Source organism: Micromonospora echinofusca (assembly GCF_900091445.1).
Lineage (GTDB): Bacteria > Actinomycetota > Actinomycetes > Mycobacteriales > Micromonosporaceae > Micromonospora > Micromonospora echinofusca.
Genome location: NZ_LT607733.1, coordinates 6,441,495 through 6,467,537, shown reverse-complemented (window position 1 = coordinate 6,467,537; position 26,043 = coordinate 6,441,495). Strand labels below are relative to the sequence as shown.

At 73.4% G+C, this 26,043-nt stretch carries 22 protein-coding genes, 2 tRNA genes and 1 pseudogene; 13 read left to right on the top strand and 12 right to left on the bottom strand.

What is annotated here, in order from left to right; genetic code table 11:
• Positions 1 to 88: 88 nt before the first annotated feature.
• From gyrA to GA0070610_RS27840, 5 genes are all read left to right on the top strand, one after another.
• Positions 89 to 3,868, top strand: a complete 3,780-nt coding sequence (gyrA, locus tag GA0070610_RS27855; RefSeq protein ID WP_089002781.1) for an intein-containing DNA gyrase subunit A — start codon at positions 89 to 91, stop codon at positions 3,866 to 3,868.
• A 4-nt stretch (positions 3,869 to 3,872) separates the two neighbouring features.
• The gene (locus GA0070610_RS27850; protein WP_089002780.1) at positions 3,873 to 4,784 is read left to right on the top strand and encodes a DUF3566 domain-containing protein; all 912 of its coding nucleotides are present in this window, start codon (positions 3,873 to 3,875) and stop codon (positions 4,782 to 4,784) included.
• 210 nt (positions 4,785 to 4,994) lie between these two features.
• Positions 4,995 to 5,068 (top strand) — tRNA-Ile (locus GA0070610_RS27845).
• A gap of 42 nt (positions 5,069 to 5,110) precedes the next feature.
• Entirely contained in the window at positions 5,111 to 5,239 is a 129-nt protein-coding gene (locus tag GA0070610_RS31615; RefSeq protein WP_231920970.1) for a DLW-39 family protein, read from the top strand.
• 43 nt (positions 5,240 to 5,282) lie between these two features.
• A tRNA-Ala gene (locus GA0070610_RS27840) sits at positions 5,283 to 5,358 on the top strand.
• A 127-nt stretch (positions 5,359 to 5,485) separates the two neighbouring features.
• On the opposite strand, the gene GA0070610_RS27835 is transcribed toward GA0070610_RS27840, so the two are convergent.
• Positions 5,486 to 6,535 (bottom strand): hypothetical protein, encoded by a 1,050-nt coding sequence (locus GA0070610_RS27835; protein WP_157747256.1) that lies wholly within the window; start codon positions 6,533 to 6,535, stop codon positions 5,486 to 5,488.
• Positions 6,536 to 6,652: 117 nt separating this feature from the next.
• Here GA0070610_RS27835 and GA0070610_RS27830 point away from each other — a divergent pair, with 117 nt between their 5' ends.
• Positions 6,653 to 7,147 carry an NUDIX domain-containing protein gene (locus GA0070610_RS27830; RefSeq protein ID WP_089002778.1) on the top strand — a complete coding sequence of 165 codons (495 nt, stop codon included), beginning with the start codon at positions 6,653 to 6,655 and terminating at the stop codon, positions 7,145 to 7,147.
• 4 nt (positions 7,148 to 7,151) lie between these two features.
• On the opposite strand, the gene GA0070610_RS27825 is transcribed toward GA0070610_RS27830, so the two are convergent.
• Positions 7,152 to 7,907 carry an HAD family hydrolase gene (locus tag GA0070610_RS27825; RefSeq protein ID WP_089002777.1) on the bottom strand — a complete coding sequence of 252 codons (756 nt, stop codon included), beginning with the start codon at positions 7,905 to 7,907 and terminating at the stop codon, positions 7,152 to 7,154.
• Between the two features lie 180 nt (positions 7,908 to 8,087).
• On the opposite strand from GA0070610_RS27825, the gene GA0070610_RS27820 reads away from it, so the two are divergent.
• Both GA0070610_RS27820 and GA0070610_RS27815 read left to right on the top strand, forming a co-directional pair.
• A complete protein-coding gene (locus GA0070610_RS27820) occupies positions 8,088 to 9,074 on the top strand; it encodes an L-threonylcarbamoyladenylate synthase (protein WP_089002776.1) in 987 nt (328 codons plus the stop codon).
• 161 nt (positions 9,075 to 9,235) lie between these two features.
• The gene (locus GA0070610_RS27815; RefSeq protein WP_089002775.1) at positions 9,236 to 9,655 is read left to right on the top strand and encodes a CBS domain-containing protein; all 420 of its coding nucleotides are present in this window, start codon (positions 9,236 to 9,238) and stop codon (positions 9,653 to 9,655) included.
• A gap of 100 nt (positions 9,656 to 9,755) precedes the next feature.
• Here GA0070610_RS27815 and GA0070610_RS27810 read toward each other — a convergent pair whose 3' ends face one another.
• Entirely contained in the window at positions 9,756 to 10,559 is an 804-nt protein-coding gene (locus GA0070610_RS27810) for an MBL fold metallo-hydrolase (protein ID WP_089002774.1), read from the bottom strand.
• A gap of 91 nt (positions 10,560 to 10,650) precedes the next feature.
• Entirely contained in the window at positions 10,651 to 15,075 is a 4,425-nt protein-coding gene (locus GA0070610_RS27805) for a cation-translocating P-type ATPase (RefSeq protein ID WP_089002773.1), read from the bottom strand.
• A gap of 345 nt (positions 15,076 to 15,420) precedes the next feature.
• On the opposite strand from GA0070610_RS27805, the gene GA0070610_RS27800 reads away from it, so the two are divergent.
• The 3 genes from GA0070610_RS27800 (at position 15,421) to GA0070610_RS27790 (ending at position 18,038) form a co-directional block, all read left to right on the top strand.
• A complete protein-coding gene (locus tag GA0070610_RS27800; protein ID WP_089002772.1) occupies positions 15,421 to 16,815 on the top strand; it encodes an MFS transporter in 1,395 nt (464 codons plus the stop codon).
• Between the two features lie 205 nt (positions 16,816 to 17,020).
• Positions 17,021 to 17,806, top strand: a complete 786-nt coding sequence (locus GA0070610_RS27795; RefSeq protein ID WP_089002771.1) for an SDR family oxidoreductase — start codon at positions 17,021 to 17,023, stop codon at positions 17,804 to 17,806.
• Positions 17,807 to 17,843: 37 nt separating this feature from the next.
• Positions 17,844 to 18,038, top strand: a complete 195-nt coding sequence (locus tag GA0070610_RS27790) for a hypothetical protein (protein ID WP_089002770.1) — start codon at positions 17,844 to 17,846, stop codon at positions 18,036 to 18,038.
• Positions 18,039 to 18,274: 236 nt separating this feature from the next.
• Here the strand turns inward: GA0070610_RS27790 and GA0070610_RS27785 are convergent, their stop codons facing one another.
• Positions 18,275 to 18,475 (bottom strand): hypothetical protein, encoded by a 201-nt coding sequence (locus GA0070610_RS27785; protein WP_144082310.1) that lies wholly within the window; start codon positions 18,473 to 18,475, stop codon positions 18,275 to 18,277.
• A 150-nt stretch (positions 18,476 to 18,625) separates the two neighbouring features.
• On the opposite strand from GA0070610_RS27785, the gene GA0070610_RS27780 reads away from it, so the two are divergent.
• Positions 18,626 to 19,174, top strand: coding sequence for a YbaK/EbsC family protein (locus GA0070610_RS27780; RefSeq protein WP_089002768.1), 549 nt, complete (start codon positions 18,626 to 18,628; stop codon positions 19,172 to 19,174).
• Between the two features lie 90 nt (positions 19,175 to 19,264).
• Here GA0070610_RS27780 and GA0070610_RS27775 read toward each other — a convergent pair whose 3' ends face one another.
• The 7 genes and pseudogenes from GA0070610_RS27775 to GA0070610_RS27745 form a co-directional block, all read right to left on the bottom strand.
• Positions 19,265 to 19,900 (bottom strand): DsbA family oxidoreductase, encoded by a 636-nt coding sequence (locus GA0070610_RS27775; RefSeq protein WP_089002767.1) that lies wholly within the window; start codon positions 19,898 to 19,900, stop codon positions 19,265 to 19,267.
• A 310-nt stretch (positions 19,901 to 20,210) separates the two neighbouring features.
• A pseudogene (locus tag GA0070610_RS32015) lies at positions 20,211 to 20,657 on the bottom strand (zinc ribbon domain-containing protein); the annotation flags it as partial.
• 499 nt (positions 20,658 to 21,156) lie between these two features.
• Positions 21,157 to 21,585, bottom strand: coding sequence for a SufE family protein (locus GA0070610_RS27765; RefSeq protein WP_089002766.1), 429 nt, complete (start codon positions 21,583 to 21,585; stop codon positions 21,157 to 21,159).
• Between the two features lie 74 nt (positions 21,586 to 21,659).
• On the bottom strand, positions 21,660 to 22,085 hold the full coding sequence (locus GA0070610_RS27760; protein WP_089002765.1) for a CBS domain-containing protein: 426 nt from the start codon (positions 22,083 to 22,085) through the stop codon (positions 21,660 to 21,662).
• A 55-nt stretch (positions 22,086 to 22,140) separates the two neighbouring features.
• Positions 22,141 to 23,910, bottom strand: a complete 1,770-nt coding sequence (locus tag GA0070610_RS27755; protein WP_089002764.1) for a proline--tRNA ligase — start codon at positions 23,908 to 23,910, stop codon at positions 22,141 to 22,143.
• 88 nt (positions 23,911 to 23,998) lie between these two features.
• Positions 23,999 to 24,493 (bottom strand): roadblock/LC7 domain-containing protein, encoded by a 495-nt coding sequence (locus GA0070610_RS27750; RefSeq protein WP_089002763.1) that lies wholly within the window; start codon positions 24,491 to 24,493, stop codon positions 23,999 to 24,001.
• Entirely contained in the window at positions 24,490 to 24,861 is a 372-nt protein-coding gene (locus GA0070610_RS27745; RefSeq protein WP_089002762.1) for a hypothetical protein, read from the bottom strand. The genes GA0070610_RS27750 and GA0070610_RS27745 overlap by 4 nt, the downstream gene beginning before the upstream one ends.
• 413 nt (positions 24,862 to 25,274) lie before the next feature.
• On the opposite strand from GA0070610_RS27745, the gene GA0070610_RS27740 reads away from it, so the two are divergent.
• Entirely contained in the window at positions 25,275 to 26,042 is a 768-nt protein-coding gene (locus GA0070610_RS27740; protein WP_089002761.1) for an SGNH/GDSL hydrolase family protein, read from the top strand.
• Position 26,043: the final 1 nt, after the last annotated feature.

The following is a 26,043-nucleotide window of genomic DNA, read 5'->3' as shown; positions in this document are numbered from 1 at the left end:
GATCCACAGAGTTATCCACAGCGCGGCCGGTATCCACAGCCGTTATCCACAGCACGAAAACGACTCTGAGTCTGATAAGGGTTAACAAGTGACCGATATCCCCGAGTCCACACCCAACGAGCCCGAGGTCCCCGAGACCCTCGCCGCCGTCGTCGCGCACGACCGCATCGAACCGGTCGGGCTCGAGGTGGAGATGCAGCGCTCCTACCTCGACTACGCGATGAGCGTCATCGTCGGGCGGGCGCTGCCGGACGTCCGGGACGGGCTCAAGCCGGTCCACCGCAAGATCCTCTACGCCATGTTCGACTCCGGCTACCGGCCGGACCGGGGCTACGTCAAGTGCTCCCGCGTGGTCGGCGACGTGATGGGTCAGTTCCACCCGCACGGCGACTCGGCGATCTACGACGCGCTGGTCCGGATGGCACAGCCCTGGTCGCTGCGCTACCCGCTGGTCGACGGCAACGGCAACTTCGGCTCGCCGGGCAACGATCCTGCTGCCGCCATGCGTTACTGTTTGTCAGGAGATGTCCGAATTCGGGCGGCGGGCGGCAGCATCCGGGTCGGTGACCTGGTGCCCGGCGCGGCGCCGAGCAGCGAGACGGACATCGATCTCAAGGTCCGCGACCGCAACGGCGACCTGGTCCGCGCCTCGAAGTTCTTCCACTCCGGCGAGCACCCGACGCTGAAGCTGCGCACCCGCGAGGGGTACGAGCTGACCGGCACCCACAACCACCCGGTGCTCTGCCTGGTGGACGTGGCCGGCGTGCCGACCCTGCTGTGGAAGCTGCTGGCCGAGATCTCCCCGGGCGACCGGGTGGTGCTCCAGCGCACGGTGCCCGACGAGATCGGCTACCCGATGCTGGAGCACGTCGAGGCGGCCGTCCTCGCCGGCGCCTTCGTCAGCGAAGGCTGGGTCTCGGAGGGGCGCGCGGGCTTCAACAACGTGGACCGCGAGTTCTTCGTCCGGGTCCTCGCGGCCTACGACCTCGCCGTGGGCGGCCAGCGGTACGTCAGCCAGCGCACCATCGCCTCCGGCAGCCTGCTGCACGAACTCGACGTCCATGACCTCTCCGCCCTCCGCAAGAGTCTCCTCGGCGAGCTGGTCGGGGCGCGCAGCGCCGCCAAGTTCGTGCCCGAGTTCGTCTGGCAGGGGCCGGCGGCGGTCAAGCGGGCCTTCCTCCAGGCGCTCTTCGAGGGCGACGGCTCCTCGTCGCTGCTGCCGCGCAACACCATTCAGATCTCGTATTCGACCCGCAGCGAGCGGCTCGCCCGCGAGGTCCAGCAGCTGCTGCTGGAGTTCGGCGTGGTCAGCAAGCAGTGCCGGTACGACAACGGCGAGATCAAGGTTGTGGTGACCAACCGCCGCGATGCGCGCATCTTCGCCGCCCAGGTCGGCTTCCTCGGCCGCAAGCAGGCCAAGCTGGAGTCCGAGCTGGCGTCGGTCCCGGCGACCAGCACCGCGCTCTCCGGCGACCACGTGCCGCTGGTGGGTGACTTCATCCGGGAGCACGGCGCGACGCGCTGGACCGAGCGGGACTGGCTCCGTCGGCACAACGTCGACCGCATCGAGCGCTGGGAGCGGGACCGCGACGAGATCGCCGCGCGGATCACCGAGACCGAGGTGCTCGACGTGGTCGAGCCGCTGGTCGACGGCCGCTTCTACTACGCCGAGGTCGCCGACGTCGTCAACGCGGGGGTCCAGCCGGTCTACAGCATCCGGGTGGACACCGACGACCACTCGTTCGTCTCGGACGGCTTCGTCAGCCACAACACCGAGTGCAAGCTCGACCCGCTGGCCATGGAGATGCTGCGGGACATCGACGAGGACACCGTCGATCTCCAGGACAACTACGACGGTCGGGCCAAGGAGCCCACCATCCTGCCGTCGCGGATCCCGAACCTCCTCGTCAACGGCTCCGAGGGCATCGCGGTCGGCATGGCCACCAAGATCCCGCCGCACAACCTGCGCGAGATTGGCGCGGCCGTGCAGTGGTGCCTGGAGCACCCGGAGGAGGACGAGGCCACCACCCTCGACGCGCTGTTGGAGATCGTCAAGGGGCCGGACTTCCCCACCCACGGCCTGATCGTGGGCACCCAGGCGATCCAGGACGCGTACCGCACCGGACGCGGGTCGATCCGGATGCGCGCCGTGGTGGAGGTCGAGGAGGACAAGCGGGGCCGCCCCTGCCTGGTCGTCAGCGAGCTGCCCTACCAGGTGAACCCGGACAACCTGGCCGAGCGGATCGCCGAGCTGATCAAGGAGGGCAAGCTCGCCGGCATCGCCGACATCCGCGACGAGTCCTCCGGGCGTACGGGCATGCGGATCGTGCTCGTGCTCAAGCGCGACGCGGTCGCCAAGGTGGTGCTGAACAACCTCTACAAGCACACCCAGCTCCAGGAGACCTTCGGCGCCAACATGCTGGCGCTGGTCGACGGGGTGCCGCGCACGCTGAACCTGGCCCAGTTCATCCGCTACTACGTCGAGCACCAGATCGACGTCATCCGCCGGCGGACGGCGTTCCGGCTGCGCAAGGCGGAGGAGCGGGCGCACATCCTGCGCGGCCTGTCCAAGGCGCTGGACGCCCTCGACGAGGTGATCGCCTTGATCCGGCGCTCGCCCACGGTCGAGGACGCCCGGCAGGGCCTGATCCGGCTGCTGGAGATCGACGAGATCCAGGCGACCGCGATCCTCGACATGCAGCTGCGCCGGCTCGCCGCGCTGGAGCGGCAGCGGATCCTGGACGACCTGGCCAAGCTGGAGCTGGAGATCGCCGACCTCAAGGACATCCTCGCCAAGCCCGAGCGGCAGCGCAGGATCGTCTCGGAGGAACTGGGCGAGATCGTCGCCAAGTGGGGCGACGAACGGCGCACCAAGATCGTGCCGTTCGAGGGCGAGGTCTCCATGGAGGACCTCATCGCCCGCGAGGACGTGGTGGTCACGATCACCCGTACGGGTTACGCGAAGCGGACCAAGGTCGACCTCTACCGGTCCCAGCGCCGCGGTGGCAAGGGTGTCAGCGGGGCGACCCTCCGGCAGGACGACATCGTCAGCCACTTCTTCGTATGCTCGACGCACGACTGGATGCTCTTCTTCACCAACAAGGGGCGCGTCTACCGGGCGAAGGCGTACGAGCTGCCGGAGGCCAGTAGGGTGGCCAAGGGCCAGCACGTGGCCAACCTGCTCGCGTTCCAGCCCGACGAGCAGATCGCGCAGATCATCGAGATTCCGAACTACCAGGTGGCTCCCTACCTGGTACTTGCCACGAAGAACGGCCTGGTGAAGAAGACTCGGCTCGAGGAGTTCGACTCCCCCCGGTCCGGCGGCATCATCGCGATCAACCTGCGCGACGAGGACGAGCTGGTCGGGGCGGCGCTCGTCGCGCCGGAGGAGGATCTGCTGCTGGTCTCGAAGAACGCGCAGGCGATCCGGTTCAACGCCAGCGACGAGGCGTTGCGCCCGATGGGGCGCGCCACCTCGGGTGTGATCGGCATGCGCTTCAGCGAGGACGACGTCCTGCTTGCCATGGAGGTCGTCCGCGAAGGGCTGGACGTGCTGGTGGCCACGAACGGGGGATATGCGAAACGCACCCCGATCGAGGAATACCCCGTGCAGGGCCGGGGAGGTAAGGGCGTGCTGACTGCGAAGATCACTGAGCGGCGCGGTGGTCTGGTCGGCGCGGTGGTGATCGACCCGGACGACGAGCTGTTCGCGATCACCAGCAACGGTGGTGTCATCCGGACTCCGGTGAAGCCTGTACGCCGTACGCGTGACCGGAACACAATGGGGGTCAAGCTGATGGACCTCCCGGATGGCGTGACTATCGTGGCGATTGCTCGCAATGCCGACGAGCCTGACGAACAGGACTAGTTGAATGACGGAGACACAGGCGAAGTCGGGGAACACGGGGACCTCGGCCACCCCGGTCGACGAGGAGGCCGCGAAGAGCGGCACACCAGCGACCGGCCGCGCGGCCGTGGGTCGGGCAACCGTCCCCGCCGACGCGCCTGCCCCGAAATTCACCCGGGCTCCCGGAATGACACCGCCTCCGGACAAGCCATCGGAGGACGGGGACGCCCCGGACCGGACGGAAGCCGTGGGGGTCGACAAGCCGGCCCCCGCCACCAAGCCGGCCGCCGCCACACCGACGACGACACAGCCGCTGAAGGTCGGTGCCGCCCAGTCGACCGGCACCACCGGCACACAGCCGCGGATCACGGGCGCCACCGGCACGCAGCCCCGCGTCACGGGCACCGCCAAGCCGCAGTCGGACGGCGCCCGCCCGACCGGCGCCGGTCGCCCCGCCAACGGTGGTGGCCTGCCGCCGGGGATCAGTGGCGCCGCAGCCGTCGGGGCGGCGCGCGTGGGTGACGCGGTACGCGCCGCGCGTACGTCGGTCAGCTCGGCCGCGTCGCGCGGACCGCGCCGGGCCCGGCTGAACCTCAAGCGGATCGACCCCTGGTCCGTCATGAAGTTCGCGTTCGCGGTCTCGGTGGTGCTCTTCATCGTCGTGGTGGTGGCCACCTCGGTGCTCTACCTGGCCCTCGACGCGATGGGCGTGTTCACCAGCGTCAACGACAGCCTGACCGACCTGGTCAGCGCCGGCGGCGGCCAGAGCACCAGCGGCTTCCAGATCACCGCCAAGGGCGTGATCCTCAGCTCGGCGCTGATCGGCCTGGTCAACGTCGTGCTGTTCACGGCGCTCGCCACGCTCGGGGCGTTCGTCTACAACGTCTGCGCGGACCTGGTGGGCGGCATCGAGCTGACCCTCGCCGAGCGCGACTGAGCCACCTCGGAAGCCGGGGCACCGCCGAGGCGCGGCGCCCCGGCTTCCGTGCATTCTGGGCGCGTCGACCCGCCGCAGGGACGGCGTAATCGGCTGGGCCGGGCGGCAGGCCTCCGGTAGGTTCAGAGGCGACGGCAACACCCGGACGTCGCGGCGGCCCCCGATTTGGGGCCGGACGGACGGATGGGTTAACCTTGCTCGTCGCCACGCGGGGCTATAGCTCAGTCGGTTAGAGCGCAGAGCTGATAACTCTGAGGTCGCTGGTTCGATTCCAGCTAGCCCCACCGCACATCGTCCGACGGCAGTCGAGCGCGAGGGTAGGGCCCATGTTCAAGAAGCTTCTGATCCTTGCCGGCATCGTCGGTGTGGCAGCCGTGGTGGCCAGGAAGGTCAAGGCTTCCAACGACGAGCGCGCCCTGTGGCACGAGGCGACGACCGCGCCCGACCTGCGCTGATCCCCGCCGGCACTGTCGGCACCGGCGGATTCGTCCGCCTCCCGGGGCCCTAGCTCAACTGGCAGAGCACTGCCTTTGCAAGGCAGGGGTTAGGGGTTCGAGTCCCCTGGGCTCCACCAGCACTTTCCTTGGTTGATCTCGGTCCCGAGTGCAGCCATTTGTAGCGCCAAACGTGCGTACGAAAAGATCCCCACCGGCGTTTCCGCAGGTGGGGATCTTTTCGGCCCGGCAATGGGCCCACAGAAGTCAGGCCAGCGGTCGGGCGCGGGTGGCGGTGACCGTGGCGGTGCCGCTGTTGGACAGGCCGGAGATCAGGTACGCCCGGTAGGTGCCGTCCGGCAGCACGGTCCACAGGTCCGGGGTGCCGTCGGCGTCGATGTCGGCGGCCTGCAGGGTGCTGATCGTGACGCCGGTGTTCCAGCTTGCCGCCACCTGGTACTGGGTGTGGGTCAGCGTGCCGGTGCCGTCGCCGTTGTCGACCATGGTGACTCCGGTCCACAGGTACAGGTCACCGGTGCCGGCATTGCGCAGGAAGAGCGCAATCCCTGAGGCGGTCTCGGTGCTGGCGAGGCTCCAGTTCTGCCAGTCGGTCCCGCCGGTCGGCGTGGGATTGGTCAGGCCGGTGACGCCGTAGTAGAGGCCCGGCGCGAAGTAGTTGGGGTGGTAGCCGAGCCGGTAGCCGTTGGTGGCGTCACCGGCGATGCCGAGGAGATCCGGGATGCCGGTGTCGACGCCGTCAGCCTGGAACGCGTTCACCAGTTGCAGCGGGCTGTTGCCGTTGGCATCGATCAGATTGTCGGAGAAGATCGAGAACTGGTTTCCGTAAGGGTTGGCCATCGTGCCGTCCCCAGCGCCGCGGATGACGCCACCGTTACCGGCGGAAGTTCCGGTCGGGTAGTAGTACAGGAAGTCCTGGTGGTCGACGCCGGTGAAGCGCCCAGTGATGACCTGGGCGCCATCGAAGTCGGCCGGGGAGTCGTTGCCGGTGACACCGTTGCCGCGCAGGCCGACGTTGCTGGCCGGGGTCTGCACCTGGCCGGTGCCTACGCCGGTCTTGCGGGACTTCACGCCGAGCCCCGACCAGACGCCGGAGCCGAGACCGGTGCCCGGACCGCCGACAGCGACCAGGTCGGGCACCCCGTCGCCGTTGAGGTCCTTGTCGACCGGGCCGGTGGTGACGGTGGGCGTGGGTTTCGGCGCGGCCTGGGCTGGCAGGGCTGGGGCGAGCGCGGTCAGCGCGAGCGCCACGGGCGCGGTCCAGGCGAGCATGCGCCGGGAGCTGAAGGAATTCGTCAAAGGGTTCCCCCGTGCCGTGAGTGGTTGGCGCTTGGACGGTACTGGTCGACGGCAACTGCCACGGCCGCTCGATGGAAATGGCGGCCTCATACGGGATGCGCCATCGAGAATGCCGAGGTGCCGTCACCGAAACTGCGTCACTCAGTCCGCGCGATCCTCCTAACGGAGGACCACCGCATCCTGCTTTGCCGACACTCCATTCCCGATCCGCCCGGACGATTCGTCTGGGCAGCGCCCGGTGGAGGCGTCGAGAGCGGCGAGACAGCGCTTGCGGCCCTTCGTCGCGAGCTGCAGGAAGAGGTAGGGCTGGCCGTGGACGCCGAGCCACCTCACGTGTGGCACCAGGAGTTCGTGGTGCCCGGACACCTGCCAGGCTACGACGGCGTGGTCAACGACTACTTCCTCGTCCGTACCGCTGCCTTCATCCCGCGAGGCACCATGTCCGATGAGCAACTGGCCGCCGAGAACATCAGCGAATTCCGATGGTGGCCCCTGTCCGACATCGTCGCCTACCGGGGGTCCGACCTGTTCGGGCCACGCGACCTCGCCGAGCTGCTGGCGGCACTGGTCGCCGGTGGCGTCCCGCCCAGGCCGGTGCGAATCGGCCTGTAGAGGGTCAGGCGTCGGCGTACTCGCGTAGCAGCGCGAGGAGTCCGTGGCCGTCCTCGATCCGCGCGTCCGGTTCGACGCCCGCGAGCGCCGGTTCCCGGTCGGTGCGGGGCGAGCGCATGAGGATCGCGGCGCCCGTACCGGCGCGACGGGCGCACACGATGTCGCGGTGCACGCTGTCGCCGACGAACCAGCAGTCGCCGATCGGCACCGCGACGGCGCGGGACGCCAGCAGCGCCAGTTCCGGGTTCGGCTTCCGGGGGCCGGCCTCGTCGCTGTAGAACTCCGCCCTGAACAGCCCGGAGAGCCCCGCGGCGGAGAGGAAGTCCCGGTGGGCGGCACCGCAAAGCGTGTTGCTGACGACCGCCATCGGCAGGCCGGCGTCGGCGGCGTGGCGCAGCGCCTCGCCGATGCCGGGACGCACCGCCCACTCCTGGCGCCAGGTCCAGGCGTACGCCAGCGGGGTCGCCTCGCGCTCGACGGCGTCGCGGGCCTCCCGCGGCCAGGACCGGGTCACGAAGTCGGCCCACACCTGGGCGTGCGGCAGCTCGGTGGGATCGCCGGCCCTGCCCACGTCGTCGCGCCACAGGGAGTATGCCCGCGCGCCCTCGCCCAGGTCCCGGGCGATCTGCTCGTGGGGCACCGCGCCGTCGACGAGCTCGGCGAGGCGCCGCACCAGCCCCGGCGGGGCCGGCGGTTGGGGTGGCGCGTCGGCCAGGACGCCGCCGAAGTCCAGCAGGAGAGCCCGAGGGGTACGAAGCATGGTGCCATCCTCGCGTACCGGAACGGGTGTCACCACTGTCGATGCACCGTCGCCTCGCGGCCCGTCACCAGGCTGGCCGGCGGTACGTCCGGTCACGGCCGGGCGCTGCCACCGCCCGCCGGGCACGGACCCGCACGGCCGCCCACGAGCCGCCCGCCCCGGCAGGTTAGCGTCGCAGGTGTGACCACCGGATCCCCACGCGTGCTCCCGGCCGACAGCGGCATCGCCGAGGCGGCCTCCGTCCTGCGTACCGGCGGGCTGGTGGCCTTCCCCACCGAGACCGTCTACGGGCTGGGCGCGAACGCGCTGGACGCCCGGGCCGCCGCCCGGATCTTCGAGGCGAAGGCGCGCCCCAGCTTCGACCCGCTGATCACCCACCTCGCCGACGCCGCCGAGCTGGAGAAACTGGTGGGTGCGGTGCCGGCGGCGGTGGCGGCGTTGACCGAGCGCTTCTGGCCCGGGCCGCTCACGTTGATCGTGGACCGGCCGGCGGCGATCCCGCCGATCGTCACGTCCGGGCTGCCGACGATGGCGGTCCGCGTGCCCGACAACGCGTACGCGCGGGCGCTGATCGCCGAGGCAGGGGTGCCGGTGGCGGCGCCGAGCGCGAACCGGTTCGGCCAGCTCAGCCCGACGCGGGCGGAGCACGTGGTGCGGGGGCTGGGCGCCGCCGTCGACGTGGTGCTCGACGGGGGGCCGACGCGGTGCGGCATCGAGTCGACGATCGTGGACGCCCGGGACGGGCGGCCGGTGGTGCTGCGCCTCGGCGCGTTGCCCGTGGAGGCGCTGGAGGAGGCCGTGGGCCCGGTGACCGTACGCCCGGGCAGCTCGGGGCAGCCCGTCGCGCCCGGCACGCTGGCGGCGCACTACGCCCCGCGTACGCCGCTGCGGCTGGCGTCGGGCGGCGAGCCGCCGGCGGCCGACGGGGTCCGGCGCGGCTTCCTGGCCTTCCGGGACCGGCCGGCGGGCGACTGGGCGGCGGTGGAGGTGCTCTCGGCCGCCGGTGACCTGACCGAGGCCGCCGCGCGGCTGTTCGACGCGCTGCACGAGCTGGACGCCGCCGGGGTCGCCGAGATCCTGGTCGAGCCGGTTCCCGAGGTGGGCGTCGGCCGCGCGGTCAACGACCGGCTGCGCCGCGCCGCCGCCACCTGGCACCCGGCGGCGTGAGGCGGGCGCGGGCACCCGGCGTCAGGCGACGCCGGCTCCCCACGGGTTGCGACGCCGTGCAACGTCGGCTGTCGGTGCCGGCGGTTCCTCCAGTGTGCATGGGCCGGGAGGACGGGGGTAGGAGGAACGGCAACGACCCCCTGGAAGTGAGGTGTCAGCCAATGCCGACCGCACGCGAGATCATGACGAACGACGTGACCTGCATCCGTGAGCAGGACGACCTCAGGACGGCCGCGAAGCAGATGGCCCAGTTGGGTGTCGGCTCGCTGCCGATCTGCGGGGACGACAACCGGCTCAAGGGCATGCTGACCGACCGCGACATCGTGGTCAAGGTCCTCGCCGAGGGCCGCGACCCGGCCCGGGTCACCGCCGGTGAGCTCGCCCAGGGCGAGGCGGTGACGATCGGCGCCGACGACGACGCGGCGGAGATCCTGCGGACCATGAGCCAGCACAAGGTACGCCGGCTGCCGGTGATCGACGGGCACGAGCTCGTCGGCATCGTGGCCGTCGCCGACGTGGCCCGCTCCCTGCCCGAGCGCCCGGTGGGTGACCTCATCGAGGCCATCTCCGAGCGCGTCTGACCGCGCGTCACGACCGATCGCCGCCCTCCGGCCCGGCCGGGAGGCGGCGATCGGCGTACGCGGGTCCGCCCGCCCGGCGGGGATCGGGCGGGTCGTCGGCTCAGCCGGGCGGGGTCAGCGGGACGGTCTCGCCGCGGGCGACGGTGCGGACGCTCCCGGCGAGGCCGCGCCGCCGTACCTCCGCCACGAAGTGGCCCAGCGGCGAGCGGAACACCGGATAGTCGTCGTAGTGGATCGGCACGGTGAGCTTCGGCCGGATCAGCTCGACGAGGTCGGCGCCCTGCCGCGCGTCCATGGTGAGCAGGAGCCCGGCGATCCGGGTGCCGCCGAGGTGGATCAGCATCGCGTCGATGTCCGGGTACCGCTCGGGGATGTCGGCCAGCATCGGCCGGTTGAGCGTGTCGCCGGTGACGTAGAGGCGGAACCGGCGGCTGCCGTCGCGCTCCAGGTCGATCATCGTGCCCATCACGTCGGGCAGCAGCAGGTCCAGCGCGCCGGGCCCGTGCCTGCCCGGCATCGAGGTCAGGCGTAGCGTCTCGCCGTCGCGACGCAGCTCCCGGGAGTTCCAGGTGGGCAGCCCTTCGGCGGCCCGGAAGCCCCAGCGGCGCAGCTTGCGCTCGGCGGCGGGGGTGGTGACGATCGGCAGCTCCCGGTCGAGTTCCCGGCGGGCCACGCGGTCGAAGTGGTCGCCGTGCAGGTGGGAGAGGACGACCGCGTCCAGCGACGGCAGCTGGGCGATCCGCAGCGCCGGGTCGGTGCGCCGGCGCGACCAGAGCCCCTTGCCCAGGTACGCGCGCTGGCCCCGGTGCAGGAAGTTCGGGTCGGTGAGCAGGGTGAACCCGCCGATCCGCAGCACCGTGGTGGCGGTGCCGATGAACGTGACCTCGGGCTGCGTCGTCGACATGTGCACCTCCACCGGTAGCCCTACCCGTGACCGGCGGGCCCATTCCGGCCGGGGCCGCGGCGTGCTGGTCGCCTGCGGACGCCGGGCGCGGTCACGCCGGTTCGCCGTCCGCGCCGGACCCGGGCAGGCGCTCCACGAGGCGGGTGAGCGCGCCGTTCGCGAAGGTGGCGCCGAGCGCGGAGCCCGTCGCGATGGTCCAGCCGACCGGGCCGAGGGGCGTGCAGCCGAAGAAGTGGCTGACCCCGGGCGTCTGGACCACCACCGTCAGCACCCCGAGCGACGCGGCGGTGGAGGCCAGTACGGCCGGGCTGGTGCCGCCGGCCAGCAGCGTCTGCCCGAGCTGGGTGCCGACCAGCGAGACCAGCGCGACGGTGCCCGCCCGCCGGCGTCGCCCCGTGTAGCGGGCCAGCGTCCAGCCGGCGGTGGCGCCCAGCGTCGTGGCTGCGGCGCGCAGCCCGATCTCCCGGGTCATCGGCTCGCCCAGCGAGGTGTCGGGTCCCTCCCGGAGCAGGCTTTCGGCGTGGTCCGCCGCGGGTGGGCGGATCGCGATCGCCAGGGCCGGTGCCAGGTCGGTGAGCAGGTTGACCAGGAGCAGTTGCCGGCCGGTGAGGGCCGAGCGGCCCGTGGCGGCGGCGGTCAGCACGCTGAACGCGATCTCGCCGAGGTTCCCGCCGACCAGGATGCTGAGCGCGTGGCGTACCGAGGACCACATCGCCCGGCCCTCGACCAGGGTGGCGATGATGGTCTCCAGCCGGTCGTCGGTGACCACCACGTCGGCCGCCGCCCGGGCGGCCGGGGTGCCCCGCTGACCGAGGGCGATGCCCACGTCGGCCAGCCGGATCGCCGCGGCGTCGTTGGCGCCGTCGCCGGTCATCGCGACCGTACGCCCGCACGCGCGCAGCGCCTGGATGATCCGGACCTTGTGCGCCGGGGTGCACCGGGCCACCACGTCCGTGGCGGCGAGCCGCGCGCCGAGGGCCTCGTCGTCGAGCTGGTCGAGTTCCGTCGCGGTGACGACCCGCTGGTCCTCGTGGTCGCTGATGGTGGCCGCGATCGCCTCGGCGGTCGCCGGATGGTCACCGGTGATCATGATGGTGTGCACGCCGGCCTGGCGGATGCGGCGCACGGCGGGCGCGGCGCTCTCGCGTACCCCGTCGGCGAGGGCCAGGAAGCCGACGAAGGTCAGGTCGCGCACCTGCCCGTCCGTGACGTCGGGCGAGGAGACCCGGCACTCGGCCACGGCGAGGATCCGGTGCCCCGCCCCCGCCCGGTCGGCGAGCATGGCGTGCAGCCCGGCGCGCCCCTCGTCGTCGAGCGGCTCGTCCTCGCCGCCGGGCGTACGCCGGCCGGAGCACCGGGGCAGCACCGACTCCGGGGCACCCTTCACGCTGAGCAGCAGCCGGTCCCCGGCCCGGCCGACGGTGGCGTGGTAGCCCCGGGACGGCTCGAACGGCAGCCCGTCGACCGGCTCCCATCCCCCGGCGCCGGTCTGCTCGGTCACGCCCGCCGCCTGGGCGCCGGAGCGGACCGCGCGGTCGGTCTGCTGGGCCAGGTCGTGGGGTTCGTCGGCGCCGGGGGTGGCGCGCAGCGCCGCCGCGAGGGTGTCCCGCAGGGCGTCGTCGAGCCGGTCGACGGGTGCGTACCGGCCGTCGTCGCCGACCCCGGCGAGCAGCAGCCGGCCCTCGGTGAGGGTGCCGGTCTTGTCGAAGCAGAGCACGTCCACCCGCCCGAGCGCCTCGATGGTGCGTGGGTTGCGGACCAGCGCGCCGTGCTCCGCCAGCCGCCGCGCGGCGGCCAGCTGCGCGGCGCTGACCAGGAACGGCAGCCCTTCCGGCACGGACGCGACGGCCAGGTTCGCGGCGGTCGCGGCGGTCTGGGCCAGCGGTACGCCACGCAGCAGCCCCGCGCCGGCCACCGCCACCGCCGAGCCGGCGGCCAGCGGGATCGCCGCGCGGGTCAACCGGCCCAGCCGCGCCTCCACGCCGCTCGACGGCGGGGCCTGCCGGGCCATCGCGAGGCTCCGTCCCGCCTCGGTGTCCGCACCGGTCGCGACCACCACCGCCGTCCCGTTTCCGGCGGCGACGCTGGTGCCCTCGTAGAGCATCGAGCGCCGGTCGGCGACGGCGGCGGCGACCACCGGCTGGTCGGTCTTGCCGACCGGCAGCGACTCGCCGGTGAGCGAGGACTCGTCCATCTCCAACCCGGCCGACTCCAGCACCCGGCAGTCGGCCGGTACGGCGTCGCCCGATTCGAGCAGGACGACGTCCCCGGGCACCAGTTCCTCGGCCGGCAGCGTCCGTTCCGTCCCGTCGCGGCGTACGCGGGCGGTGACCGCCGAGCGGGACAGCAGCTCGGCCAGCGACCGTTCGGTGTTGTGCTGGTGCACCGCCCCGAGCAGCGCGGACCCGCCGACCACGCCGCCGACCAGGGCGGCGTCGACGGGCGAGCCGAAGGTGGCCGAGAGCACCGCCCCGGCGGCCAGTACGGGGGTCAGCGGGTTGGCCAGCTCGTCGACGAAGGCGCGCAGCAGCCCCGTCGGTCCGTCGGGTCGTACGCTCCGGTCGCCCCGGCGGCGCTCGGCCTCGGCGGTGGTGAGCCCGTCGGGGCCGGTGTCGAGGTGGTCGAGCACGGTCGGGGACGGCATCAGGTGCCAGGCGGTGACCGCCGGGGTCGGGCCGTCCGTCCGGTCGGGCAGCCGCTGCGCCCGCAGTACGCCGTGCGCGAAGGCCAGCGCGGCCGCCCCGTTCACGGCCACGACGGCGCGTCCGGGCAGCCGCGCGCGGGGGGCGGTGAGCGCGTTCAGCGCGCCGAGGCCGGTGCCGGCCATGGCCAGGCCGATGTTCTGCCGGGCCATCCGGCGGGCCACCCCCGCCGCCTCGATGAGCAGTGCCGCGACCCGCAGGTCGGCGCCGACCAGCAGGTGCGCCCCCCAGGGCGGCAGCTCCTCGGGGCCGCTGAGCCCCAGTCCGCAGTCGGCGGCGCCGAGCGCGGCGCGGTCGGCGGAGACCACCATCACCATCGCCCCGTCGCGTTGCAGGTCACGCACCGACTCAACCAGCCGGTCGCGGCCCGGCAGGTGGGCGTCGGCGAAGCCGTACCGCTGCTCGTCGTCGCCGGCCACGACCAGCCGCAGGCCGGCCTGGCGGGCGGCGGCCGGCAGGGCGTCGACGCCCGGCGCCGGCTCCGGTTCGACCCGCAGCACGGCGGCGAGGGTGCCGCCGTCGGCCAGGCCGAGCAGCAGTCCGCCCGCGTCGCGCAGCCGCCGGCTGTCGGCGGTGTCGCCCGGATTCTCGACGTCCAGCGCGTCCAGCGGTCCGAGCCGCCAGCCGTCGGCGTGCCGTGGCTCCCGGGGCGCGGCGGGGTCGAAGAGGGCGAACGCGCGTGCCGCCACCCGACCGGTGTCCGCCCCCGCCAGCGGCGCCAGGTCCGCCAGCACTCCCCGGTCGGAGCTGAGCACGGCGGCGTCCAGCACCAGGGTGTCGATCCGGTCCAGTTCGCGCAGCACGCTGCGGTCCATCGCGATGACCCCGCGCCGGGCGAGGATCAGGCCGAGCCGCGCGGCATAACCCTCGCGTCCGCTGCCAGGAGCCTTGGGCAGCGTGGAGAGGCCCAGCGCGGCGGCCCGCTTTCCACCCACGACCGGTGTCGCGGCGGCCGCCGCGACGGCGCCCGCGTCGAGCGTCCGGGACACGTACCTCTCGACGGGGCCGTCCGGCTTCGGCCGGGGGCGCTCGATCTTCGACACGGGGGCGGCGGCCCGCTCCGGATGCCCGGTCAGCCGAGGTTCGGCCCGTGCCCACGCGTGGAGCTGGGCGCGCGCCTCGCCCCACTGCACCACCCGGTGCGCACCGTCGAGCACGAGCCCGGTCCAGCTACCCGTCAGGCCCTGCACCACCGCCTCGGCGAGCGGGAACAGCAGTTCGGCCCGGGGGTCGGCGCGCAGCCCGCGGTCCGCCAGCGCGTGCAGCCTCGGGTGCAGGTCGACCGCGCCGAGCAGCCCGGCGACCTCCCCGGGCACCGGCGTGAACGGCAGGATCCGGGTGGCGGCGGAGAGGGTCAGGCCCAGGGCGTCGGAGGCCAGCCCGCCGAGGGTGCGCGGCGTGCGGGGCCCCTCCTCGGGCGGGTGCGGCGGCGGGATCCCCTGGTCCGGCTCGTGGGGGCAGGTGCGTTCGGTGCGGGCGACGGTCGCGATGAGGTCGCGCAGGGCGGGCTCCGGCGTACCGACGGCGACGACCACCCGGCCGGACGGGGCGTTGACCCGGGCCCACTCGACGCCGGACATCCGCTCCAGCGCCGCCTCGACCTGCCGCGCGAGGACGTCACCGCCGTCCTGGCAGACCCCGAGCACCTCGATGTGGTGTCGGCCGGGGCGGGACCAGACCCGGCGTCGGCTCAGCCCCGCGACCCGGGCGAGCCGGGCGGCGACGGCGCCGACGTTCCGGGACGCCTCACCGACGACCGGCGGCACCGGGACCGCCGGAAGGAGCCGGCCGGCCGCGCGGCCCAGGGAGATCATCGAGGCGTACGACCGGACAGGCGCCGGTCAGGCCCCTCGCCACCGCTGCTCCCGCCGTACGCCATCACGCCTCCCACGCCTGCGCTCCGGCGGCCTGGCTTCCCGGTGGGTGGTCGGTTATGCCCCCGGGCGGCGGAGGTTTCTCCCGCGCGGCCGTCGTGTCCGAGGGTGTCCGTCGGCCTCGGAGGGCCGGAGAGAGGCGGGTCACCCTTGACCTCAACCCGGATTGAGGTCCCAGGCTGACCCCATGCTGATCGAACTGCTCGGCGCCGAGGCGGGTACGCCGTACCCACGGGCCCGCCCCGGCCACCGACCGCTGTGCCTGCCGCGCCCGGCGGGCCGGAGGTGACCGACACGGTGGCGCCCGTCGCCCCGGACGTCGAGGAGGCGGGGCTCTTCGCACCCCGGCTGCGGGCGATGACGGTGGGCAGCGTGGCGCTGATCTCGCTGCTCGCGTTCGAGGCGCTGGCGGTGGGCACTGCCATGCCGTCCGTCGCCCGCAGTCTCGACGGGCTGGCCCTCTACGGGATCGCCTTCGGGGGACCGTTCGCCGCCGGGGTGCTCGCCATGGTCGCCTCCGGCATCTGGTGCGACTCCCGGGGCCCCCGGGTCCCGATGTGGCACGGGCTCGTCTGGTTCGTGCTGGGGCTGGTGCTCGCCGGCAGCGCCACGAGCATGGGCGTCCTGGTGGCCGGCCGGATCGTGCAGGGCTTCGGCTCCGGGCTGCTCTCCGTGGCGCTGTACGTGATCGTCGGGCAGGCGTACCCGGAGGCGCTGCACCGGCGGATCTTCGCGGCGTTCGCCGCCGCGTGGGTCGTACCGTCCCTGGTCGGGCCGGCGCTGGCCGGCCTGATCGTGGAGCATCTCGGCTGGCGCTGGGTCTTCCTGGCGGTGCCGGCGGTGGCGGTGCCGGCGGTGCTGCTGATCCACCCCGGTCTGCGGGCGGTCGGGGCGACCACGGCGACCGGGCTGCCGTCCGGCGCGGCGGCCCGGATCGGCTGGGCCTGCGGGGCGGGGGTGAGCGCCGCACTGTTGCACATCGGGGGGCAGCAGCGCGGCGCCACCGCCGTCGGGTTGGTGGCCCTGGCGCTGGCGGGGCTGCTGGTCTGCGCGCCCCGGCTGCTGCCGGCCGGGTTCCTGCGCGCCGGCCGGGGCCTGCCGACGGTGGTCGGGCTGCGCGGCCTCGCCTCGGCGGCGTTCGTCGGCGCCGAGGTGGTGATCCCGCTGGTGCTCTCCCGGGAGCGCGGGCTGTCCCCGACCGCCGCCGGCCTGGTCCTGACCACCGGCGCGCTCGCCTGGTCGGCCGGTTCCTGGTTGCAGGGTCGGATGCCGGCCCCGCGCTCCCGGGCCACCCTGCCGAGGGCGGGACTGACGTGCATCGCGGCCGGTACGGCAGTGGTCACGCTCGCCGTCGCGCCGGCCGTGCCGGTCTGGGTGGGCGTGCTCGGCTGGGCCGCCGCCGGCCTCGGCATGGGGTTGCTCTACCCGTCGCTGTCGGTGTTGACGTTGGAGCTGTCCGCGCCCGGCGAGCAGGGGCGCAACAGTTCCTCGCTGCAACTGGGCGACTCGCTCTTCGCGGCGACCGTGCTGGCGCTCACCGGCGCGGTGCTCGCCGCCGGCGCGGCCCCGGGGCCGGCCAGCTACGCCGGCACGCTCGCGGTGACCTCCGGGCTGGCCCTGCTGGGCGTCGTGCTCGCCGGTCGGGTGGTGCCCGGCGTGCCCGGGATCCGCGCCGGCTGACCGCCCCACCGCCGCGGGTGGGCGGATGTGCCGATCCGGGCCGGTGGCGACCGCCGGCCCGGGACGATGGGCTCCTGACCATCCTCTCGATGGCCGTGGTTACGGGCCGCCGTGAGGCGCCGCACAGTCGGTCACACGCGCGGGTCGGGTGCCGTCTGCCCACTGTCGCGCGGCGGGCGTGCGGCGGCCGGAGAGGGAGGGAACCATGCGGGTGCTGGTCACCGGGGCGGGCGGTCGGCTCGGGCGGGTGGTGCTGCCCCGGCTGCGCGCCGAGGGCTGGGAGGTCCGGGCGACGAGCCGGCGGGCGCGTACCGACCCGTCGGCGCGGTGGGTGGTGGTCGACCTGGCCACCGGGGAAGGGCTGGTCGAGGCGGTGTCCGGCGTGGACGCCGTCCTGCACCTGGCCTCGTCGCCCAACCGGGGGCGGCAGACCCACCGGGTCGACGTGCTCGGCACCCGCCGGCTGGTCGTCGCCGCCGGGCAGGCGGGCGTACGGCACCTGGTCTACGTCTCGATCGTGGGGGTGGACCGGGTGCCGATCCCCTACTACCGGCACAAACTCGCCGCCGAGCAGGTGGTGGCCGCCGGGCCGGTGCCGTGGACCGTGCTGCGGGCGACCCAGTTCCCGGAGTTCCTCGACGGGATGCTGCGCGGGGCGAGCCGCCTCGGCCCGGTGGTCGGCGATCCGGCCGTGCTCGCCCAGCCGGTCGACCCCGGCGAGGTCGCGGACCACCTCGTGCGCCGGCTCACCGCCGGCCCGCTGCGCGGCATCGAGGAGTACGGCGGCCCGGAGGTGCTCCGCTTCGACGACGCGGCCCGCGCGTGGACGGCCGCCCGGCGGTCCCGCCGCCCGCTGCTGCCGGTGCGGATACCCGGCAGGCTGGGCCGTGCCCTGCGCTCGGGCGGCCTGGTCACCGAGGCGACCCCGACGGGCACCCGGACCTGGGCCGACCACCTCGCCGACACGTACGGGGGAACCGACGCAAGATGAACGGCTCCCGCGTTCACGTCCTGCCTACCGTGACGCCATGTTCGCCATGGTCGCCACCGTCATCCTGTACGTCGCCGGTTTCGTCTTCCTCTACGGCGTGATCCGGCTCGCCATCCGCCACGCCCTGGAGGAGATGGAGGTGCGCCGGGTCCAGGCCGAGCGGGCCGAGGAGTTGGCCGCCGTACGCGACCGCGCCCTGCTGCGCGACAACGGCTTCCTCACGGGCAACTGACCGGCGCCACCCGGCGGCGCGGCCTGCGCCTGGCCCGCTCTGCGCCTGGCCCGGCCGGCGCTAGGCCCGCTCTGCGCCTGGCCCGGCCGGCGCTAGGCCCGCTCTGCGCCTGGCCCGGCCGGCGCTAGGCCCGCTCTGCGCCTGGCCCGCTCTGGGTCTGGCCCGCTCTATCTGGGCGGCGCCCCGCCCGGCCGGCCCGTCCCGGGGGTTCCGGGACGGGCCGGTGCGCCGGACGGCTAGAAGTCGGCGGCCACGGCGAGGTTGAACTTGTCGATGGCGGCCTTCTTCTCCGGCGGGAGCGCCTCGACGTCGATCCGGTCGGTCTCGCCCCTGCCGTCGTGGGTGTCCACGCCCTTCAGGAGGTGGTCGACGATGGAGTTCGCCTCGTCGGTGGTGAAGCCGGCGTCGGTCAGGATGTGCAGCGGAAGATCACTCATGTTGGCGCCGGTACCCGGCATCGCCGGCTCCCACACGCCGCCGGAACCCGTCTCCGGATCGATAGGGGTGGCCCCTGCCGCCGACGTTTCCGCCCGTCGACGGGTGTGGTGGCGGCCCGGGTGTGGCCGGGTGCGAGGATCGCAGGCGTGATGGGGACGCTGAAGACCGAACCTGCCCGCAACCGGCTCGACCTGCTGGCGCCGCCGGTCGCCACCGCCGTCGGGCAGTGGCCCGCCGAGGCGCCGGTGGACGTGGACGACGTGCTGGTGGCGCCGATCGACGCCGAACTGGCCGACACCGCCGCCTTCTGCGCCGCGTACGAGGTGGGGCTGGACGAGTCGGCCAACTGCGTCGTGGTGGCCGGCAAGCGTGAGGGGGTCGTGCGCTACGCGGCCTGCGTCGTGCTCGCCACCACCCGCGTCGACGTCAACGGCGTGGTCCGGCGCGCGCTCGACGTGCGGAAGGCGAGCTTCGCGCCGATGGCCGAGGCGGTGGAGCTGACCGGAATGGAGTACGGCGGCATCACCCCGATCGGGCTGCCGGAGCAGTGGCCGCTCCTCGTCGACGCGCGGGTGATCGCCGCCCCGCACGTGATCATCGGGTCGGGCGTACGGCACAGCAAGATCGCGCTGCCCGGGCCGGCGCTCGGCGCCCTGCCCGGCGCGCGCGTGGTGGAGGGGCTGGCCAGGTCGGCCTGACCGTTCACCGACGTCGATACCGTTGCACGTGAAACATCGTGCGCGTCGATGTCCGGTGGTCGACCCCGCCGTCGTCGCCCTGCGGCCGGCTCAGCCGGCCTCGGCCTCGCGGCGGCCCACCTCGGCCAGGGCGGCGAGCAACGTCTCCGGCTCCTGGGCGCCGGTGACCGCGTACCGGCCGGCCAACACGAAGGTGGGCACGCTGGTCACCCCGATCTGCCGGGCGGTGGCCAGCTCGTCGGAGAGTTCCGCCACGCGCTCGTCGGAGTCGAGGAAGCGGCGGGCCTCGGTGGCGTCCAGGCCCACCTCGGCGGCGAGCCCGGCGAGCGCGTCCCGGGAGCCCACGTCGACGCCGTCGGTGAAGTGGGCGCGGTAGAGCGCGTCGACCATCTCGGCGGCGCGCCCCCGGTCGGTGGCCCAGGCGACCAGGCGGTGCGCGTCGAAGGTGTTCGCGGCGACCGCGCGGTCGAAGTCGAGCTTCAGGCCGACCTGGGCCCCCACCTCCGTCACCTGACCGAACATCTGCCGGACCCGGTCCGGCCCGCCGAACTTCGCGGCCATCGCCTCCACCAGGGGACGCGGCTGCGCCACCGGCGACGGGTCGAGCTGGAACGGCCGGTAGCGGACGGTCACCTCGCCGTCGTACGACTCCAGGGCCTGCTCCAGCCGCCGCTTGCCGATGTAGCACCAGGGGCACACGACGTCGGCGTAGATCTCGATCTCCATGTCGGGTGACAACCCTCCGTCTAGTGCGGTGTCCAATAACGTTCACCGGGTTTCCGGTGGGGTGTTGTGGATCCTCGCCGTGCGGGCGAGCGACTCCCCACAGGGTGGTGGGGCGGGCCACCGCGGGCCATCTTGACCTCCGCGCCGCCGGGTGGGCGGCGGGGGTCACGTCGGGACTGGCCGGTTCCGGGGAGGTGCCGGCAGGCTCGACGGTGCGTGACCACCCCGGGCAGCGTAACCGCTGTGGGGGCGGTGGGTCCGCCGCCCGGGGTGCGGGTGGCGATGCTGGCCGCCGCGCGACATCGCGGTGGCCTGAAAACTGGCAGTGCGGGCAGGTCAGGCTCCGCCCGCGTGGCTTCGGTACGCGTTTGCGGCAGATGGGGCAGGTCGACGACGTGCCGCGTTCGTCGACGAGATGAACGGTGATGCCGGCGAGAGCGGCCTTGTCGGTGAGGATCTGCAGGAGTCGGCCGATCTGCCACTGGCGTAGCCGCAGGTGGTGCCGCTGGCCAGCCGGCAGGTTGAGGACGCCGCGGGGGTCGCCGACGTGCAACACCCCGACCCGCTGATCTACGGCCCAGTCGACGACGGTGCGGGCCGCCTCGTGTTGGGCCTGCCGAACCCGCCGCCGATGCCGACCCTCTACCCTACGGGCCCGGGCACGATACTGGCGCCACCGCCGCGACCCCCGCTGACCCGGCTTCGGTGCCCGGCGGGCCACGGCACGATGGCGGGCTTTGGTGTCGGCCAGGTGCATGCGGTGCTCAGCGCGGATCGCCCGCCCCGACACCAACAACGCCTCCCCGCCACAGCCGGCGACGGCGTACGGGTGGATGATCCCACGTCCACGCCTGCGACCCGGCCGGGATCCGGACCCTCACCCGACGGGTACACCGTGATCGGAACCTCGGCGGTGACGTCGAGGAACAGACGGCCGCCCTCGTGCAGCAGCGTGATCGAGCGGACCTGCTCGACCGGATACGGCACCTGACGGGCCAGGCGCACCCACAACGCCGGGGTGCCCCTCGCCGTCGGGACACGCACGCGGTGGCCGTCGCCCACACATCACCGGCCGAATGCAGCAGCCCGAAACACCGCCGCCGCTGCGCGGGCGTTACCCGCAGCGCGACACGAGCGGTGCGATACACCACCGCAGGCGCAGCAGGATCCCGACGACGAGGCACAAACCGAAGCCAACACCACCGGTACGACAATCTTCCCGCCGACGAACCCCGCAAAGGTTCGTGGACACCGCACTAGCTGGTCTGTTCCCGGACCTGCCGCTTGAGCCGGGCCAGGATGGCCGTGCCGCCGCGCACCCGCAGCGGGCTGATCGCCTGGGCCAGCCCCATCCGCTGGTAGAGGTCGTCGGGCACGGCGAGTACCTCGTCCGCGCTCGCCCCGGCCAGCCCTTCGGCAAGGATGCCGGCGAACGCGCGCGTGGTGGGCGCCTCCGGCGGACAGTCGAAGAGGGTCTCCACCGTCTTCTCCGGAGTCACCCGGGCGCGCAGGAAGAACGCCGTCTGGCACTCCGGCACCTGCTCCATGCCATCCCGGTCGGCGGAGCCGGCGGGCAGCGGCGGGACGACATCGGCGTACTCCAGCAGCATCTCCAGCACCACGTCGCGGGGCGCGGCGGCGAACTCGTCGACGATCTCGGAAAGCCTGGCCGGCATGGATGACATGCCCCCGAGGCTACCGCCGCCGGGAAGGGACCCCTCCGCTACCGGGAACCTGGGGAAGGGCCCTTCCGTACACCTCAGACGGTGGGCGCCTGCTCGCTGATCTCGCTCAGCGCCGACTGGGGGTCGAGCTGCATCGCGAGGTCGCCGAGGGAGACGATGCCGACCAGCTTGCGCTCGCTGTCGCAGACCAGCACCCGCCGGATGCCCCGCTCCCGCATCAGGGCCGCCGCCTCGGCCGCGGTCGAGTGCTGCTCGATCATCACCACCTCCCGGGTGATGATCGAGCCGATCGTGGTGGTGGCCGGGTCGCTGCGCTCGGCCACCGCCCGTACGACGATGTCCCGGTCGGTGAGCATGCCCGCGAGGGTGGCGCCGTCGGTCACCACCACGTCGCCGATGTCCGCCTCCTTCATCACCCGGGCCGCCTCGTCCAGGTTGGTCTCGGCGGGCAGGTAGATGACCTGCTTCGTCATCACGTCGCTGACCCGGTAACCGGTCATGAGAGCCTCCAGAACACTTGCGCCGATCGGACTGCGGTACCCCGTGACACGTTCGCTACACCACGCTCCCGCGCTCCCGGTGTACCCGTTCGACGAGTCGGTCAGCCACCTTGTCGACCGGCAGTTCGTCGCGCTCGCCGGACGCCCGGTCGCGCAGCTCCACGTACCCCTCGGCGAGACGGCGGCCGACCACGACGGCGCACGGGATGCCGATCAGCTCGGCGTCGGTGAACTTCACCCCGGCGGAGACGTGCGTCCGGTCGTCGACGAGCACCCGCAGGCCGGCGGCGGCGAGCCGCCGACCGAGCTCCAGCGCCGCCTCCAGCTGCGGCCCCTTCCCGGCGGCCACCAGGTGTACGTCGCACGGCGCGACCGCCTCCGGCCAGACCAGCCCCCGCTCGTCGTGGTGCTGTTCGGCGATCGCGGCGACCGCGCGGGACACCCCGATCCCGTAGCACCCCATGGTCGGCCGGACGGGCTTGCCGGCGGGGCCGAGCACGTCGACGGAGAAGGCGTCGGTGTAGCGGCGACCGAGCTGGAAGATGTGTCCGATCTCGATGCCGCGCCGCATGGTCAGCTCCCCGGTGCCGCACGCCGGGCAGGGGTCGCCGGGACGCACCTCGGCCGCCTCGATCGTGCCGTCCGGGACGAAGTCCCGGCCGCAGACCACCCCTGTCGCGTGCCGGCCCGGCTCGTTCGCGCCGGTCAGCCACGCGCTGCCCGGCACCACCCGGGGGTCGACCAGGTAGCGGATGCCGAGCTTCGCCATGACCTGCGGACCGATGTAGCCCCGGACCAGCTCCGGGTGGTCGTCCCAGCCGTCGAAGACGTCCACCGTGGCCGGGGCGACGGCCGCGCCGAGCCGCTTCAGGTCGACCTCCCGGTCGCCGGGCAGCCCGACCACCAGCAGTTCGGGCCCCTCCGCGCCGGGGCGGCGCAGGGCGAGCACCACGTTCTTCAGGGTGTCGGCGGCGGTCCAGTCGTCCCGCCCGCCCAGGCGCCGGGCGTCGGCCAGCGCGACCAGGCCGGCGATGGTCGGGGTCTCGGGGGTGTCGTGCACCTCGGCCGCCGGCTGGGCGTCCGGGTCGCCGGCCGGCGGGACGGGCGTGGTCACCGCCTCGGTGTTGGCCGCGTAGTCGCAGGCGGTGCAGCCGACGAAGGTGTCCTCGCCGACGGGCGTGGCCGCCAGGAACTCCTCCGACGCCGAACCGCCCATCGCCCCGGACGTCGCGCGCACGATCGTGTGCTCCAGCCCGAGCCGGTCGAAGATCCGCCGGTACGCGCCCCGGTGCCGCTCGTACGCGGCCTGTAGGCCCACCTCGTCGAGGTCGAACGAGTAGGCGTCCTTCATCAGGAACTCGCGCCCGCGCAGCAGGCCGGCCCGGGGCCGGGCCTCGTCGCGGAACTTCGTCTGGATCTGGAAGAGCGTCACCGGGAAGTCCCGGTACGAGCTGAACAGGTTCTTGACCAGCAGCGCGGCCAGTTCCTCGTGGGTGGGCGCGAGCAGGTGCTCCGCGCCGCGCCGGTCGGCGAGGGTGAAGATGTCGTCGCCGTACTCCGTCCACCGGCCGCTGGTCCGGTAGGGCTCGGCCGGCAGCAGCGCCGGGAAGTGCACCTCCTGGTCGCCGATCGCCGCCATCTCCTGCCGGACCACCTCGGTGACCCGGTCCAGCACCAGCTTGCCCAGCGGCAGCCAGGTGTAGCCGCCCGGGGCGGCGCGACGGACGTAGCCGGCGCGCAGCAGGAGCCGGTGGCTCGGCACCTCCGCGTCCGCCGGGTCCTCGCGCAGGGTCCGGAGCAGCAGGGTCGACATGCGTAGCAGCATTGGCGCAGCGTACGGCGGCTGGCGGCAGGGCGACGATCCATTTCGGGTGAAGCGGTCAGCCCTGCCCGCCGGCGGGCAGGGCCGGCCCTCAGGAACCGTGGACGGCCTGCTCCAGCAGGGCTTCGAGGCGCCTCGCCACCGGCGGGGCGTGCAGGTGCAGCCGGGCCACGTTGATGCTGTCCTCGCCGACCACCGCGAGCAGCGCCTGCGAGCTGACCGCGTAGACGCTCAGGTAGCCGCTGGCGTTGCGGACGGTGGACTGCTGGAAGTCGCCCTGCCCCAGCCGGAGCCCGACCTGCCGGCCCAGCCCGTACGTGGTGGCGGCGAGCGCCGCCAGGTCGCTCGGGTCGACGTCGGTCTGCAGGTTGTGGGTGATGAGCAGGCCGTCCACGCCGCCGAGGACGCAGCCGTGCACCCCCGGGATCTGTAGCCGCAGCTCCGACAGTTCGTGCCCGATCGCCGGGTACGGCAGCGACGTGCTCCCGGCGAGCGACGGGGGCAACGGTCGAGGCGGCGGGAGGGTTCCCGTGCCACGTGCGGTGCGGCGGGGCAGGGGAGTCTCGGTGTCTTCGATCCCGCTCACAGCTCCAGGCTCTCCTCGATGCTGCGCAGCTGGTGGCGTGCCATCGCCAGGTTGGCGCGGCTCTTGCTCACCATCAGATAGAGGAAGAGCCCCTTGCCGGTGCGGCTGGTCACCGGGCGGATCAGGTGGTACTGCGTGCCGAGGGTGATGAGGATGTCCTCGATCTCGTCGTTCAGGTTGAGCATCTCGATGGTGCGCAGCTTGGCGCGTACGACATCGGTGTTGCCGGCGGCGGCGACGGTCAGGTCGATCTCCCCGGTTCCGCCTGCCACGCCGAGGGTCATCCCGCTGTTGTAGTCGACGAGTGCAGCGCCGATGGCGCCGTCGATGCTCATCGCGGTCTTCAGTGCCATGTCGAGGTTCGGCACGGTGTTTCTCCCAGGACGTACGGGCGGCGTCGCCGTCTGCGGTGCAGAGGGTGACCCGGCGGTGACAAGTGGTTTGACCTTGGTGAAAGGGCTTGGACGAGGCTCGCACACCGGGGACCGCGGCGCACCTGCTGGCGCCCCCATCCACCTGACCGGACGGTGCCGGCCGGCCGGCAGTCCCCGCAAATGGAACGCTCCGACGGATGGCCGACAGCGCCATCGAACTCCTTGATCCCGAGCGGAGCGAAGATCAGGCCGCGGCCGTCCACGATGACCTCCGCCACGTTTGTCCGTCGGTGCCCCCCGGCACCGGCCCTCCTGGTGAAGACTGTCCCGCGTCGGGAAGGGCCCCTTCCTCCACCGGAAGCGATGACGAGGCGCCCTTCCCCGCCGCACGTCGGAGGGATGATCAGGTGCGCTGGCGCAGTTACGTGGCGGTCGGGGACAGCTTCACCGAGGGCATGGACGACGCGTACCCGGACGGCAGCTACCGGGGCTGGGCGGACCTGGTGGCCACCCGGCTGGCCGCCGAGACCGGCCCCGACTTCCGCTACGCGAACCTGGCCATCCGGGGCCGGCTCTTCCCCGGCGTGGTGGCCGAGCAGGTGCCGGCCGCGCTCGCCATGAAGCCTGACCTGATCAGCTTCGCCGCCGGCGGCAACGACGTGCTGCGCCGCACCTTCGACCCGGACGCCCTGGTGACCCGCTTCGACGACGTGGTGCGCCGGCTGCGCTCCGGCGGCGCCGACGTGGTCCTCTTCCGGTTCGCCGACGTGATGGCCCGGCTGCCCGGTCAGCGGCTCGTCGCGCCCCGGGTGCAACTGCTCAACCGGGCCGTCGGCGAGACCGCCGAGCGGCACGGCGCGATCCTGGTCGACCTGTACGCCGACGAGGCGTACCTGAACCCGATGCTCTGGAGCACCGACCGGCTGCACCTGTCGGAGGCCGGGCACCGTCGGGTCGCCGCGCAGGTGCTCACCGCGCTGGGCGTCGGCTGCGACGAGGATTGGCTGCTGGTGCCGCCGCACCCGGCGCCCACGCCCTGGCTGGCCGCCCGCGCCGCCGACCTGCGCTGGGCGGGGCGGCACCTGGCGCCGTGGATCAAGCGCCGCCTCACCGGCCGGTCCTCCGGCGACACGGTCACCGCCAAGCGCCCGTCGCTCGACCCGATCGCCGACTGAG

Bases quoted from the DNA above. Each gene is read 5' to 3' on its own strand.
- GA0070610_RS27850 (WP_089002780.1), top strand. From the start codon at position 3,873: ATGACGGAGACACAGGCGAAGTCGGGGAACACGGGGACCTCGGCCACC.
- GA0070610_RS31615 (WP_231920970.1), top strand. From the start codon at position 5,111: ATGTTCAAGAAGCTTCTGATCCTTGCCGGCATCGTCGGTGTGGCAGCC.
- GA0070610_RS27825 (WP_089002777.1), bottom strand. From the start codon at position 7,907: ATGCTTCGTACCCCTCGGGCTCTCCTGCTGGACTTCGGCGGCGTCCTG.
- GA0070610_RS27815 (WP_089002775.1), top strand. From the start codon at position 9,236: ATGCCGACCGCACGCGAGATCATGACGAACGACGTGACCTGCATCCGT.
- GA0070610_RS27810 (WP_089002774.1), bottom strand. From the start codon at position 10,559: ATGTCGACGACGCAGCCCGAGGTCACGTTCATCGGCACCGCCACCACG.
- GA0070610_RS27805 (WP_089002773.1), bottom strand. From the start codon at position 15,075: ATGATCTCCCTGGGCCGCGCGGCCGGCCGGCTCCTTCCGGCGGTCCCG.
- GA0070610_RS27795 (WP_089002771.1), top strand. From the start codon at position 17,021: ATGCGGGTGCTGGTCACCGGGGCGGGCGGTCGGCTCGGGCGGGTGGTG.
- GA0070610_RS27790 (WP_089002770.1), top strand. From the start codon at position 17,844: ATGTTCGCCATGGTCGCCACCGTCATCCTGTACGTCGCCGGTTTCGTC.
- GA0070610_RS27785 (WP_144082310.1), bottom strand. From the start codon at position 18,475: ATGAGTGATCTTCCGCTGCACATCCTGACCGACGCCGGCTTCACCACC.
- GA0070610_RS27780 (WP_089002768.1), top strand. From the start codon at position 18,626: ATGGGGACGCTGAAGACCGAACCTGCCCGCAACCGGCTCGACCTGCTG.
- GA0070610_RS27775 (WP_089002767.1), bottom strand. From the start codon at position 19,900: ATGGAGATCGAGATCTACGCCGACGTCGTGTGCCCCTGGTGCTACATC.
- GA0070610_RS27765 (WP_089002766.1), bottom strand. From the start codon at position 21,585: ATGTCATCCATGCCGGCCAGGCTTTCCGAGATCGTCGACGAGTTCGCC.
- GA0070610_RS27760 (WP_089002765.1), bottom strand. From the start codon at position 22,085: ATGACCGGTTACCGGGTCAGCGACGTGATGACGAAGCAGGTCATCTAC.
- GA0070610_RS27755 (WP_089002764.1), bottom strand. From the start codon at position 23,910: ATGCTGCTACGCATGTCGACCCTGCTGCTCCGGACCCTGCGCGAGGAC.